Raw genomic sequence first — 13219 nt, 5'->3', positions numbered from 1 at the left:
TCCTGGCTCATCTGGGCCACACCTCCGGGTCGGGTCGGAACCGAACGGTCAACTCGTTGCCGCGCAGAGCCGCACCGGCGACGACGCAGCGCCGCAGTACGGATGCAAGCCGGACCCGCCGGCGAAGGCCGCCGACGCTGATGATCAGGTCGTCGCCGGCCCGGCCCAGGCTCAGCCGGCTCGAGTCGAGCGGGGGTAACTCTAGCCGCATCCGGTACACCGCATCGAGACCCTCGCCGGACTCCCGGTCGACAACGGGGCGAAGCGGCCCGGGCGGGGTCGAGCCGTCGCGGCGGCGGGCCTCGTCAAGCAGCTGAGCCAGCGCCTTGGGTCCGATCGGCTCGCCGGCCAGGTGCGGGGTGAGCAGCAACCGAACCTCGCCGACCGCGGATACCAGTTCGTCGAGCACCGCCTGCTGTTCGGAGATCCGGGCCGAGTACCAGTCGAAGGCGGGGTGCTCGGGCAGGTTTCGGTATTCGAACGAATCATCTTGGAACAAAACCTGATTGACGATCAACTCGTTGACCCGGACGCCCATGACAGCGAGCGAACCCAGCGCTCGGACGGTCTCGGCGGCGACCACCCGTTCCGGGGTCAGCACCAGGTGTGCGCCCACCCGTTGATCGGTCAGCAGTGCCGTCAGGGCTTCGACGCTGCCGTATGCGGCCTCGACCATGGCGACCAGTGCCGCGGTCCTGGGATCCTCGGTGTTCGCCGACAGTCGCCGATGCCGGGGCCAGCCGCGTTCGAGGTAGAGCGAAAGCGACGCCGGCAGGGTGAGCATCCGCAGTGCGTCCGCGGTGGACGCACAGTCCACCACGACGTAGTCCCACCGGCCCGAGGCCGCCAGTTCGGCGACCGCGCTCAGTCCCAGCACCTCCTGGATCCCAGGGATCGCCGAAAGTTCCTCGGGGGCAATGCGTTCCAGGTCGGACTCCGGAAGGCGAGATGCCAGAACCGGAGCGGCGTGGCGCCAGAACGACTCCAGCAGTTTCAAGGTGTCCAGTTCCAGCGCGTCGAGGTGACCGCCGCCGGTCTCGCCCCCCTGTTCCTCGGTCAGGATCCGTACCGGCTCCGCGCCGCAGCCGGGCTGCACGGCGACGCCGAGGACGTCACCGAGCGAATGCGCCTGGTCGGTAGACACCACGAGTACCGCCTGACCGCTGAGTGCCGCCTGCACCGCTGTTGCCGAGGCCAGCGTCGACTTGCCGACCCCGCCCTTGCCGACGAAGAAACCGATCCGGACCCCGGTCGGTCGGCTCACGTCATCCACCGTTCCCGCTTCTCCGATCCCGCTTCTGTTCACGCTCAGCCCTCGACCCGCTTCTTGAGGTCCTTGAGCGCGGTCTCGGTCAGCCGGCGCTCCGCCTTGCGCTTGAGCAGACCGATCATCGGCACTGTCAGGTCCACCGATAACTCGTAGGTGACCTCGGTCCCGCGTCCGCTCGGGGTCAGCGTGTAGGCGCCGTCGAGGGCCCTCAGCAGGGTGCTGGACACCAACGACCACCGCACCGAGGCCCGATCCGGCGGCCAGTCGTATTCGAGCACCATGGTGTCGCTGAGCACCGCGGCGTCCAGTACCAGTCTGGCGACCTTCGGGTAGCCCTCGGCATCGCTCTCGACAACCTCGGTCTCGGTGTACTCCGACACCCATTCCGGGTAGGAGCCGATGTCGGCGATGACGGCCATAACGGTGCGGGGATCCGCATCGATATGGATCGTTTGCGCCGTCTTGTCAGCCACCTGATTACCGCTCACCCCGTCACCCTGCGGGACCCACGACCGGTCCCGTTCCAAACCGTACCCTCGGAGGCCGTTACGCCGTCGGTGCCACACCTACCGGGCGTCCGGCCTCCAGGTCATTCTTGACCTCGAAGGCCATCCGTTTACCGGCCACCCGCCGCCGGTGCGTCATGGCGGCTGTCTCGCGCTGGGCTGTCGGCGCACCGGTCGGCTCGGCGTGCAGGAAGTAGTGCAGGATCACCCCGTCCAGCACCGGCTCCAGCCAGATTTCCATGGTTCCGGTCAGGGGGCCGGCCACTGTCCATCTGACGCCCTTGCCGGCGCGGTCCTCGACGACGGCGAGCCGAAGGTCCGGAAACCACCGCCGCCAGTTGCCGCGGTCGCCCACCGCCCGGCCGACCGCCTCGGAGCCGGCCGCGACGAATGTCTCGTCGGCGACCTGGATGCTGCTCATCGCCAGAGCTTTACACAGGCCGGCCCGTCGGCCGCCGACGGGGTCAGGGCCGAGCCGGGCCGACCCGCAGCAGTTCGCCCAGACGCGCGGTATGGGTGTCCCAGTCCCAATCGGTGCCGATCCAGCGCCGGCCGGCCTCCCCCATCCGCCGGGCGGTCGCCGGGTCGGCCAGTAGATCGGCGATGACGCCCACGACCTGGTCGCGGGAGCGCCCGTCGACGACCCGGCCGGTCCGGCCGTCGAGCACGGTCTCCGGGGCGCCGCCCGAGTCTCCGGCCACCACGGCGACACCGGTGGCCGAGGCTTCCAGAAACACGATGCCGAGTCCCTCGACGTCCAGACCGGCACCGCGGGTCCGGCACGGCATCGCGAACACGTCGGCCATCGCGTAGTGGGCCGGCAGTTCGGCGCCCGGTACCCCGCCGGTGAACACCACCTCGGTTCCGACTCCGCTATCGGCGGCCAGTCGATGCAGGGTCTCCGCGTACGGGCCTCCGCCGACGATCACCAGGGCGGCGCCGGGGATCCGCCGGCGGATATCCGGCCACGCCTTGACCAGCATGTCCTGGCCCTTCCGCGGCACCAACCGCGAGATGCACACCACCACCGGCCGCTCGCCCAGCCGGTAGCGGGCCCGTAGTTCGGCCCTGGCCTGCGGATCCGGCCGGAACCGGGCGGTGTCCACTCCCGGGGGCAGGTGCTCGAGGCGGGCCCGGGGGCCGAACGCCGAGGCGAACCGGCCGCGGGTGTAGCGGCTGACGTAGGTGATGACGTCAGCGCCGTCGCCGATGCGACGCAGCGCCGATCGGGCGCCGGGCAGCATGGACCAGCCCACCTCGTGCCCGTGCGTGCAGGCAAGCACCCGCTGCGCGCCGGCGCCGCGTGCCCTGTGCGCCAGCAACGCCAGCGGCGCGGCCGCCCCGAACCACACGGTCTCGATGCCGTGTTCGCCGATCAGACGGCGCATCCGGCGGTCCACGCCCGGCTCGGGAATCATCACGGTGCCCGGATGCCGGACGATCGGGAACGGAGCCGCGCGGTCGTAGGCGTCGGCGTCCTTCCACTGCGGGGCGTAGACGGTGAGCTGATGCTCGCCGGTGCGGGCAAGCCGGTTGGCGAACTGCTCGAGGTAGGACTGAATACCGCCGCGGCGCGGCGGAAAGTCATTGGTGACCAGCAGGATCCGTGTCATCGGAGTTATGAGGCTATCGGGTCAGCCAACGGGCCCAGCGGGCCTGCAACTCGGCCATGTCGACCCCGAGCGCCTGACGGGCCGCGGCAGGCAGGTCGCCGTGGCCGGGTCCGCAGGCAGCGGCATACAGCCGGCGCAGGCCGTCAGTGCCGAAATCATCGGCGACGAACCGGGCGAACCACCACGCCCGGTCGTAGCCCGCTGATCGGCCCGGGCCGGCCCGGTCGAGGTCGGCGTCGGCGGGCAACGCGGTGTTGTCGGCAGCATTCGGCGGTATCGGCGTAGCCGGCCGGGCGACGAAGTCCGCGACACCCTCGGTCAGCCACCGCGGCGCGTCCAGCGCAGTCTCGGCACGGGCGGCCAGATGAAAAAGCTCGTGGGTCAACACGAGTCGCAGCGCGGTGTCGGACATGTCGGAGGCACCTGGCGCGAGCACGATTCGCTGTCCGTCCGCCTGCCCGCGGACCGGGTCGGCCCGGTCGGCCACCGCGACCGCCGCGATGTCGTTCCAGCGGCGGGCCGGGTCCAGGCGCGCCTCGGTGACGAAGCTCCGTTCGGTGTCGGTGGCGACCACCACGATCTCTGACGTCCAGTCGGTACCCCAGAACCGCTCGACGTCCGTGACGGCACCGCCGATCTCAGCGCGGACCCTGTTGAGCAGGAGATCGGTTCGGGCGCCTCCAAGGCTTACCGCGCGGACGCTCCGATGAGTCTGCGACGATGCGGCGGTCCCGGGCGGCTGCCGGCCCGTCACGCCGTCGGCGGACTGGACGGCCAGGAAGGCCGACGCAGCCATCAACTGGGCGGCCAGCACCCCGGCCAGGGCGGACCGGCGGACGTTGTTACCCGTACCGGCGCACGTTGTAGATCGGGGCGTTGTTCACCGGAACGACGGCCACCGGGATTCCGTAGGTCGAGGCGTGCACCATCATGCCGTCGCCGACGTACATGCCGACGTGGGAGGCATCCGAGTAGTAGGTGATCACATCCCCCGGCTGCATCTGTTCCATCGACACCGGCTGACCGCCCGCGGCCAGCGCCTGACTGGAATGCGGCAGGAACACTCCGGCCTGCTGGAAGGACCACATGACCAGGCCGGAGCAGTCGAAGGCGTCGGGGCCCGCGGCCGCCCAGACGTAGGGGTCACCCAGCCGGGTCAGCGCGGCCTGCACAGCGGTGGATCCCGCTCCGCTGCCCGGGCCCGGGATCGGAAGGGCGGCCAGCGAGGCGACATCGCCCAGCGCGGCGGCCTCGGGCGCGGGCTCGGGTGCGGCGGCGGCGAGGACCGACGGCGGCGGAGCCGCCGGGGCTGCCAGGACTGCCTGCTGGAGGGGGGTGAGCATGGCGTAGCGGGCTTTGACCGCGGCGATCTGGACCTGCAACTCGGACTGCTTGCGCTGAAGTTCGGCCCGCACGGCGGCGGCCTCATCGGCGGCGGCCTTGGCTTCGGCGGCGGACTGTGCCGAGGCGGCCTCGACGGTGACCGCTTCTTCGCTGACCTGACGGTAGCCCTGCATCTGTTCGGCCATCTCGATGCCCATCACCCGTTGCACGGCCATCTTGTCGATGAGGTTCTGCGGTGAGGTGGCGGTCAGGATCGCGTTGAGGCCGTCGGTGCGCCCGCCCATGTATACGGCGGCAGCTAATTTGTTCACGGCGGTCTGGTAGGTCTCCAGGTGCGCCCTGGCGGCGTCGAGGGCGGCCAGATCGTCGGCGTGCTTCTTGTCAGCCTCGTTCTGCAGCGCGACCTTCTTGTCGAGGTCCAGCTGCGCCGTGTGCATGGTCTCGGTGAGCTGCTCGGCCTGACGGGAGAGTTCGTTGAGCTTGGCCAGCGCGTCCTCGGCCGGGTCGGCGGCCGCCGCGCCTGCCCATACGGCAGAGAGCGCCAAAACTCCCGCGACAGCTGCCGCCGCCGGCTTGCGCACGGCGTGTTTCCTCACGAAAAATGGCTCCAGCTTCAAGACTTCGCATCCTTACGACTGCAGTCGACTCAACACGTCGAGCCGCCGGTCCGTGTGCTTTAGGTCTCAGATAGGTTACGAAACGGCATCGGCTTTGTCCATCGGGACCGCTGAGAATTCCCGTAGAACCGGTGCCACATCGATCACAACAGCCCCACGGCACCCGAGCTAGCCGGCCAGACCTGACCCGGTGTCCCGGCGGATGGGGACCAGCCGCAACCGAGGGGCTAGACCCGCTTCGGCGAGCACCTCCAAGGCTGCCCGCTCGTCTTCCAGCAAAGTCTCCGGCGTTCCCAGCAACACGCTGACCACGCAGTCCCGACAACCCGGGCCACGCACCGCGCACTCGTCGCAGTCGATGACAACCGGCTCATCCGGCTCCGGTGTGTGCTGCGCCATCTTCGGTCTCCTCATCAGGCGGTGGTCGGTGACTGAACTGCCGTGAACCATATGGCGACCCTCCGACAGATTCTCAGAGTGTCGCGCCGGGGCCTTGTCGGTATCCCCACCTACGGTCCAGACCGTGGCCGGATCGCACTCCCCCGCCCAGTTGAGCTTCGGCGACGCCGAGGGATTTCAGCCCGGCGCCGCCGATGCTCCCCTGCGCGAGACCACCTTCGTGGTCGTCGACCTGGAGACCACCGGCCCCCGGGCCAAGTCCGCCGGCCACGGCGCGCACGACGCGATCACCGAGATCGGGGCGGTCAAAGTGCGCGGCGGTGAGGTGATCGGCGAGTTCGCCACCCTGGTCGACCCGCAGCGCAGCATTCCGCCGAAGATCGTCGAGCTCACCGGGATCACCACCGCGATGATCTGCGACGCACCGACCATCTCCGCGGTGTTGCCGATGTTCCTGGAGTTCGCCCGCGGGGCCGTTCTGGTGGCGCACAACGCGGGCTTCGACGTCGGATTCCTGCGGTCGGCCGCCGAGCAGTGCGGGATCGACTGGCCGCGGCCACCGGTGCTGTGCACCGTGCGGCTGGCCCGGCGGGTGCTGACCCGCGAGGAGGCGCCCAGCGTCCGGCTCGCCGCGCTGGCCCGGCTGGTCGGATCCGCCACCGAACCCACCCACCGGGCGCTCGACGACGCCCGCGCCACTGTCGACGTGCTCCACGCACTCATCGAGCGAGTGGGCAATCAGGGTGTCGGAAGCTATCGCGAGTTGCGCTCTTACCTACCCGCCGTGACGACCGCTCAGCGCGCCAAAAGAACTCTGGCACAGCATCTTCCGCACCAGCCCGGCGTTTACCTGTTCCGCGGCCCCCGCGATGAGGTGCTCTACGTCGGCACCGCGAGCGACCTGCGCCGTCGTGTCGGCCAGTACTTCACCGGCGCCGATCCGCGCGGCCGGATCAAGGAGATGGTGGCACTGGCGACCGCCGTGGACCACGTCGAATGCGCGCACGCGCTGGAGGCCGGGGTGCGCGAACTGCGTCTGCTTGCGGCCCACGCCCCGCCCTACAACCGCCGCTCGCGCTTTCCGCACCGGTGGTGGTGGGTGGTACTCACCGACGAGCCGTTCCCGCGGCTGTCCGTGGTCCGCGGGCCGCAGCAGCAGCGCGCCCTGGGCCCGTTTCGATCGCGTGCGGACGCCGCCGACACCGCCGGCCTGATCGCCCGGTTCACCTCAGTCCGGACCTGCACCGGCCGACTCGGCCGCACCGCCGAGCACGGGCCCAACTGTCCGGACCGCGAGGTCGCGCCGTGCCCGGCCCGGCGGGGCCTGACGGCCGCGGGGTACGCGCCGGCCCCGCGGCGCGCCGCCGACCTGATCGACGGGCTGGACGACGCCCCCCTGGCCGCCGCGGTCGAGAAGGTCGGCGAGCTTGCCGCCCGCGCCCGCTACGAGAACGCCGCACGGCTTCGTGACCTCACCGCGGTGGCCGTCGACGTGCTGTGGCGAGGCCAGCGGTTGCGCGCCCTGGCCGGCGTCTCGGAGTTGGTCGCGGCCGCGCCCGACGGCCGGGGCGGCTGGCAGCTGGCGGTGGTTCGGCACGGTCAGCTCGCCGCGGCGGGGCGCGCGCGCCGGGGCGTCCCGCCGATGCCGGTTGTCGAGGCGCTGCGCAGCGCGGCCCAGGTGGTGCTGCCACAGCCGGCGCCGCTGGGTGGCGCACTGGTCGAGGAGACCTCGCTCATCGCCCGCTGGATCGCCCAGCCTGGAGTCAGGATCGTTTGCGCCACAGAGGGTTTCGCAACACCACGCTATTCCGCCGGGCGATGGAAGGACTGGGCGAAAAGGGCTAACTCGGCAAAGTGCGCGGCCTCACAGTCGCTGGGTGAATTCCACCCCTCACAGTCGCTGGGTGAATTCCACCCAGAGGTCGAGGAGTCGCCCCGCCGCGCCGGAGTCGATCGCCTCGGCGGCCCGGCTCAGACCGGTCTCCCAGGAGGGCAGCCATTCGGCATGGCTGGATAGGCCGGCGTGGGCGACCATGGCTCCCGCCGCGTTGAGGACCACCGCGTCGCGCACCGCGCCGGTTGCCCCGCCGAACACCGCGCGGGCCTCCTCGGCGTTGGCCTCGGCATCACCGCCTACCAGGTCAGACACCCGGGCACGCGGGAATCCGAACCCGAGCGGATCGAAGGTGATCTTGTCGATGGTGCCCGCCTGGACCCGCCAGATGGTGCTGGTCGTGGAGGTTGTGAGTTCGTCGAGGCCGTCGTCACCGTGCACCACCAGCACGCTGGCCCGCCGTGACGCGAACACCCCGGCCATCACCTCGGCCAGCTCGCCGAACGCGCAGCCGATCAGGCCGGCCCGCGGCACGGCCGGATTCGTAAGCGGCCCAAGGATATTGAACACCGTCGGGACGCCGATCTCACGACGGGGCGGGCCCGCGTACTTGTACGACGGGTGGAACACCGGCGCGAAGCAGAACCCGATCCCGATCTCGGCGACGCACCGTGCGACCTGTTCGGGCCCCAGGTCGATGCGGACTCCGAGCGCCTCGAGCATGTCGGCCCCGCCGCTGCGCGACGAGGCGGCGCGGTTCCCGTGCTTGACCACCGGCACCCCGGAGGCGGCCACCACGATCGCGGCCATGGTGGACAGGTTGACGGTGTTGGATCCGTCACCGCCGGTGCCCACCACGTCAACGGTGTCGGTGCCGATGACGTCGGTGGGAACCCGAAGCGCGTAGCCGAGCATGGTGTCGGCCAGCTCACGGACCTCCGCGGCCGAGGGGCACTTCATCTTCATCGACACGCCGAAAGCCGCGATCTGCGCCGGGGTCGCCGACCCCGACATGATCTGGTCCATCGCCCAGGCCGCCTGACCGGGCACCAGCTCCGAGCCCGTCGTCAATCGGCCCAGGACCTGCGGCCATGTCGAAGCCGGCGGGCCACCGGCCGGGTCTGAGGACAGGGTTGTCACGGTCCGATCGTCCCACGTGGGGCATCTGCCACCAACGCCGAGAGGGGGCGGCGGAAAACTTGTTCGGACTAATTCCGCCCCTGCCTATACCTCGACAACTACAAAGCGTCATACTTCTCTTTGTGACGAGCGCTGTGGGCACCTCCGGAACTGCAATTACCTCGCGCGTGCATTCGCTGAACCGGCCGAACATGGTCAGTGTCGGCACCATCGTCTGGCTTTCCAGTGAACTGATGTTCTTTGCTGGACTGTTCGCGATGTACTTCACCGCGCGCTCCCAGTCGGGCGGGGCCTGGCCGCCGCCGCCCACGGAGTTGAACCTCTACCAGGCAGTTCCGGTGACTTTGGTGCTGATCGCGTCGTCCTTCACCTGCCAGATGGGCGTCTTCGCCGCCGAACGCGGGGACGTCTTCGGGCTGCGCCGCTGGTACGTGATCACCTTCCTGATGGGATTTTTCTTCGTCCTCGGCCAGGCCTACGAGTACCACCACCTGGTCACCCACGGGACGACCATCGCCTCCAGTGCCTACGGCAGCGTGTTCTACATGGCCACCGGCTTCCACGGCCTGCACGTGGTGGGCGGCCTGGTCGCCTTCGTCCTGCTGCTGCTCCGCACCAAGATGAGCAAGTTCACTCCAGCCCAGGCGACGGCGGCGATCGTGGTGTCCTACTACTGGCACTTCGTCGACATCGTCTGGATCGCCCTGTTCGCGACGATCTACTTCATCCGCTGATGAAAAGGGGTTCGATGCTCACGATCGGATCGGGCATGAGCGGCAAGTCGCGCCGGCGGTTGCATCGCCGGCTGACCGGCGCCGTCCTGTTGCTCTTCGGCCTCGCCCTGGCCGGCGTGCTGGCCGCCACCCTGACGCCCAAGCCCCAGGTGGCCGTTGCCGACGAATCGCAGTCGGCGCTGTTGCGCACCGGCCAGCAGCTGTACGAGACGGCCTGCATCACCTGCCACGGCGCCAACCTGCAGGGCGTCGAGGGCCGCGGGCCGAGCCTGGTCGGCGTCGGCGAGGCTGCGGTCTTCTTCCAGGTCAACACGGGCCGGATGCCGGCAATGCGCGGGGAGGCGCAAGCCCCCCGCAAGGACCCGATCTTCGACCTGGCCCAGACCGACGCGATGGCCGCCTACGTGCAGAGCATGGGCGGCGGCCCGCTGGTCCCGCGCGATGCCAACGGCCAGATCGCCAACGAGTCGCTGATCGGCAACGACGTGGCCCGCGGCGGCTACCTGTACCGGCTGAACTGCGCGTCCTGCCACAACTTCACCGGCCGCGGCGGCGCGCTCTCCTCGGGCAAGTACGCGCCGGGCCTGGATCCTGCCACCCCGGCGCAGATCTACACGGCCATGCTGACCGGCCCGCAGAACATGCCGAAGTTCTCCGACCGCCAGCTCTCCCCGGAGGAGAAGAAGGACATCGTCGCCTACGTTCGCTCGTCCTCGCAGACGATGAACCAGGGCGGCTACGGTCTCGGCGGATTCGGCCCGGCATCTGAGGGCGTCACAATCTTCGTCGTCGGAATGGCGGCCGCGATCGCGGTCGCGATGTGGATCGGGGCACGGTCATGAGCGAGCACCAGGGCGAGGACCTCTCGCGGATGTCCAACGAGGAGCTGACCGCACTGGGCGCTCGGCTGGACGGCGTCGAGACGGTGTTGAAAGAGGACCGCTGGCCGGTCCCGGGAACCCGTGCGGAGAAACGCTCGGAGCGGCTGGTCGCGGGCTGGCTGCTGTTCGGCGGTTTCATGGGCCTGGCGCTGCTGCTGGTCTTCCTGTTCTGGCCATGGCAGTACAAGCCCTACGGCGTCAAGGGCAACCTGCTTTACTCCTGGACGACTCCCATGTACGGCATTACCTTCGGGCTGTCGATCATGGCCATCGGTATCGGTGCGGTGCTCTTCCAGAAGCGCTTTATCCCGGAGGAGATCTCCATCCAGGACCGCCACGACGGCGCCTCCGCGGAGGTGGAGCGAAAGGCCACCGCGGCAACCCTGGTAAACGCCTTCGAGACCTCGACTATCAAGCGCCGCAAGATCATCGGCGCCGCGGCGGGCATCAGCGTCGGTGCCTTCGGCCTCAGCGCCCTGGTGGCGTTCGTCGGCGGCCTCATCAAGAACCCCTGGAAGCCTGTGGTCCAGACCGCCGACGGCCTCAAGGCCGTGCTGTGGACCTCGGACTGGACTCCGCGCTACACCGGCGAAACCATCTACCTGGGCCGTGCCACCGGCCTGCCGGGGGAATCGCCGTTCACCAAGATCCGGCCCGAGGACATCGACGCCGGCGGCATGGAGACGGTGTTCCCCTGGCGCGAGGAGGACGGCGACGGGACGACGGTCGAGTCGCACGAGCGGCTCACCCACATCTCGATGGGCGTGCGCAATCCGGTCATGCTGATCCGCATCAAGCCGGTCGACATGGCACGGGTGGTCAAACGCCAGGGCCAGGAGAGCTTCAACTTCGGCGAGCTTTTCGCCTACACGAAGGTGTGCTCGCACCTGGGCTGCCCGTCCTCGCTCTACGAGCAGCAGACCTCCCGGATCCTGTGCCCGTGCCACCAGTCGCAGTTCGATGCACTGCACTTCGCACGGCCGATTTTCGGACCGGCCGCTCGCGCCTTGGCGCAGTTGCCCATTACTATCGATGAAGACGGGTATCTGGTCGCCAACGGCGACTTCATCGAGCCCGTCGGACCGGCATTCTGGGAGCGCAGATCATGAGCACAAGCGTCGCCGACCGCCTGGAGCAGGCTGCCGACAACATCGATTCGCGGTATCACCCGGCGGCTGCCCTGCGAAGGCAGCTGAACAAGGTGTTCCCCACCCACTGGTCGTTCCTGCTCGGTGAGGTGGCGCTGTACAGCTTCATCATCCTGCTGCTGACCGGGGTGTATCTGACGCTGTTCTTCGACCCGTCGATGGCCGAGGTCACCTACGAGGGCGTCTACCAGCCGCTGCGCGGCATCCAGATGTCCCGGGCCTACGAGACGGCGCTGAACATCAGCTTCGAGGTGCGGGGCGGTCTGTTCGTCCGTCAGGTGCACCACTGGGCGGCGCTGCTCTTCGCTGCCTCGATCATGGTGCACATGGCCCGGGTGTTCTTCACCGGCGCGTTCCGCCGGCCCCGCGAGGTCAACTGGATGATCGGCGCGCTGCTGCTGATCCTGGCGATGTTCGAGGGCTTCTTCGGCTACTCGCTGCCCGACGACCTGCTCTCCGGCACCGGGATCCGGGCGGCGCTGTCGTCGATCACCCTGGGCCTGCCCCTGGTCGGCACCTGGATGCACTGGGCCATCTTCGGCGGTGACTTCCCCGGCAACATCATCATGCCGCGGCTCTACGCCGTGCACATCCTGATCTTCCCCGGGATCATGCTCGCTCTGATCGGAGCTCACCTGGCCCTGGTGTGGTTCCAGAAGCACACCCAGTTCCCCGGCCCGGGCCGCACCGAGACCAACGTCGTCGGGGTGCGGGTACTGCCGGTGTTCGCCGTGAAGTCCGGCGCCTTCTTCGCGATGGTCATCGGCATCCTCGGTCTGATGGGCGGGTTGCTGCAGATCAATCCGATCTGGGTGCTGGGTCCCTACAAGCCCTCCCAGGTGTCGGCCGGCTCGCAGCCGGACTTTTACATGCTCTGGACCGACGGCCTGATCCGGCTGTTCCCGCCGTGGGAGATCTACATCGGCAACCACACCATCCCGGCCGCCGTCTGGGTTGCGGTGATCATGGGCGTGGTGTTCCTGCTGATGATCATCTACCCGTTCCTGGAGAAGATCTTCACCGGGGACGACGCCCACCACAACCTGCTGCAGCGTCCGCGTGACGTCCCGGTTCGCACCGGGATCGGGGCCATGGCGATCGCGTTCTACACCGTGCTGACCTTCAGCGCGATGAACGACATCATCGCCTACAAGTTCCACATCTCGCTGAACGCGACCACCTGGATCGGCCGGATCGGGATGCTGGTGATTCCGCCGCTGGCCTTCTTCATCGCCTACCGCTGGGCGGTCGGACTGCAGCGCAGTGATCGCGACGTGCTCGAGCACGGCGTCGAGACCGGCATCATCAAGCGTCTGCCGCATGGCGCCTACATCGAGTTGCACCAGCCGCTGGGGCCGGTCGACGATCACGGCCACCCGATTCCGCTGGAGTACGAGGGCGCAGCGTTGCCCAAGCGGATGAACAAGCTGGGCATGGCCGGAAAGCCTGGCCGTGGCAGCTTCCTGACCGCCGACCCGGCGGTCGAGGACGCCGCACTCAACGAGGCCGCACACGCCTCCGAGCAGCGGGCCCTGACGGCGCTCAAGGAGTACCAGGACCACGAGCCCAACGGGAACGGGAACGGCAGCTACTCCCGGTAGCCCCGCCGGTTCGAGAAGGGCCCCCGCCCGGCGGCTGGGGGCCGGGGCGCACCGGGGGGGGGACCGGGGGGTGCGGGCGTTGCCGGGACCGTGACCGGTACCGGTGGGGGGGGGGGGGGGGGACTCGGTGTG

Annotated in this window: 12 protein-coding genes and 1 pseudogene; 5 read left to right on the top strand and 8 right to left on the bottom strand. The window is 69.2% G+C overall.

What is annotated here, in order from left to right; genetic code table 11:
• Positions 1-7 precede the first annotated feature (7 nt).
• From ACKOQ4_RS06540 to ACKOQ4_RS06510, 7 genes are all read right to left on the bottom strand, one after another.
• Entirely contained in the window at positions 8-1264 is a 1257-nt protein-coding gene (locus ACKOQ4_RS06540; RefSeq protein ID WP_526290030.1) for an ArsA family ATPase, read from the bottom strand.
• Between the two features lie 44 nt (positions 1265-1308).
• Positions 1309-1743, bottom strand: coding sequence for an SRPBCC family protein (locus ACKOQ4_RS06535; protein WP_526290028.1), 435 nt, complete (start codon positions 1741-1743; stop codon positions 1309-1311).
• Positions 1744-1816: 73 nt separating this feature from the next.
• Positions 1817-2197: a polyketide cyclase / dehydrase and lipid transport gene (locus tag ACKOQ4_RS06530; protein WP_526290026.1), complete on the bottom strand. Its 381-nt coding sequence runs from the start codon at positions 2195-2197 to the stop codon at positions 1817-1819.
• Positions 2198-2240: 43 nt separating this feature from the next.
• On the bottom strand, positions 2241-3389 hold the full coding sequence (locus ACKOQ4_RS06525; RefSeq protein WP_526290024.1) for a glycosyltransferase family 4 protein: 1149 nt from the start codon (positions 3387-3389) through the stop codon (positions 2241-2243).
• Positions 3390-3402: 13 nt separating this feature from the next.
• Positions 3403-4185 carry a hypothetical protein gene (locus ACKOQ4_RS06520; RefSeq protein WP_526290155.1) on the bottom strand — a complete coding sequence of 261 codons (783 nt, stop codon included), beginning with the start codon at positions 4183-4185 and terminating at the stop codon, positions 3403-3405.
• Between the two features lie 46 nt (positions 4186-4231).
• Complete coding sequence (gene ripC, locus ACKOQ4_RS06515; protein ID WP_526290022.1) at positions 4232-5350, bottom strand: peptidoglycan hydrolase RipC; 1119 nt, start codon at positions 5348-5350, stop codon at positions 4232-4234.
• Positions 5351-5518: 168 nt separating this feature from the next.
• Positions 5519-5749, bottom strand: coding sequence for a hypothetical protein (locus ACKOQ4_RS06510; protein WP_526290020.1), 231 nt, complete (start codon positions 5747-5749; stop codon positions 5519-5521).
• Positions 5750-5873: 124 nt separating this feature from the next.
• Here ACKOQ4_RS06510 and ACKOQ4_RS06505 point away from each other — a divergent pair.
• Positions 5874-7703: pseudogene (locus ACKOQ4_RS06505) on the top strand (DEDD exonuclease domain-containing protein); the annotation flags it as partial.
• Here the strand turns inward: ACKOQ4_RS06505 and trpD are convergent.
• Entirely contained in the window at positions 7641-8714 is a 1074-nt protein-coding gene (gene trpD / locus ACKOQ4_RS06500; protein ID WP_526290153.1) for an anthranilate phosphoribosyltransferase, read from the bottom strand. The pseudogene ACKOQ4_RS06505 and the gene trpD sit on opposite strands and share 63 nt — an antisense overlap.
• A 131-nt stretch (positions 8715-8845) precedes the next feature.
• On the opposite strand from trpD, the gene ctaE reads away from it, so the two are divergent.
• From ctaE to qcrB, 4 genes are read left to right on the top strand one after another with little or no spacing between them, the layout of a single operon-like run.
• Positions 8846-9457: an aa3-type cytochrome oxidase subunit III gene (ctaE, locus tag ACKOQ4_RS06495; RefSeq protein ID WP_526290018.1), complete on the top strand. Its 612-nt coding sequence runs from the start codon at positions 8846-8848 to the stop codon at positions 9455-9457.
• Positions 9458-9492: 35 nt separating this feature from the next.
• Entirely contained in the window at positions 9493-10299 is an 807-nt protein-coding gene (qcrC, locus tag ACKOQ4_RS06490) for a cytochrome bc1 complex diheme cytochrome c subunit (RefSeq protein WP_526290016.1), read from the top strand.
• Entirely contained in the window at positions 10296-11447 is a 1152-nt protein-coding gene (qcrA, locus tag ACKOQ4_RS06485; protein WP_526290014.1) for a cytochrome bc1 complex Rieske iron-sulfur subunit, read from the top strand. The genes qcrC and qcrA overlap by 4 nt, the downstream gene beginning before the upstream one ends.
• Positions 11444-13087: a cytochrome bc1 complex cytochrome b subunit gene (gene qcrB, locus ACKOQ4_RS06480; RefSeq protein WP_526290012.1), complete on the top strand. Its 1644-nt coding sequence runs from the start codon at positions 11444-11446 to the stop codon at positions 13085-13087. The genes qcrA and qcrB overlap by 4 nt, the downstream gene beginning before the upstream one ends.
• Positions 13088-13219 lie beyond the last annotated feature (132 nt).

This window comes from Mycobacterium sp. (genome assembly GCF_046095365.1).
Taxonomy (GTDB): Bacteria; Actinomycetota; Actinomycetes; order Mycobacteriales; family Mycobacteriaceae; genus Mycobacterium.
The sequence above is the reverse complement of the archived record's forward strand: the minus strand, read 5'-3'. Positions and strand labels throughout refer to the sequence as shown.

What these genes read in the sequence shown, in the direction of transcription:
- ACKOQ4_RS06530 (WP_526290026.1), bottom strand. Translation starts at nt 2,197, where the DNA reads ATGAGCAGCATCCAGGTCGCCGACGAGACATTCGTCGCGGCCGGCTCC.
- ACKOQ4_RS06525 (WP_526290024.1), bottom strand. Translation starts at nt 3,389, where the DNA reads ATGACACGGATCCTGCTGGTCACCAATGACTTTCCGCCGCGCCGCGGC.
- ACKOQ4_RS06520 (WP_526290155.1), bottom strand. Translation starts at nt 4,185, where the DNA reads ATGGCTGCGTCGGCCTTCCTGGCCGTCCAGTCCGCCGACGGCGTGACG.
- ACKOQ4_RS06510 (WP_526290020.1), bottom strand. Translation starts at nt 5,749, where the DNA reads ATGGCGCAGCACACACCGGAGCCGGATGAGCCGGTTGTCATCGACTGC.
- qcrC (WP_526290016.1), top strand. Translation starts at nt 9,493, where the DNA reads ATGAGCGGCAAGTCGCGCCGGCGGTTGCATCGCCGGCTGACCGGCGCC.
- qcrA (WP_526290014.1), top strand. Translation starts at nt 10,296, where the DNA reads ATGAGCGAGCACCAGGGCGAGGACCTCTCGCGGATGTCCAACGAGGAG.
- qcrB (WP_526290012.1), top strand. Translation starts at nt 11,444, where the DNA reads ATGAGCACAAGCGTCGCCGACCGCCTGGAGCAGGCTGCCGACAACATC.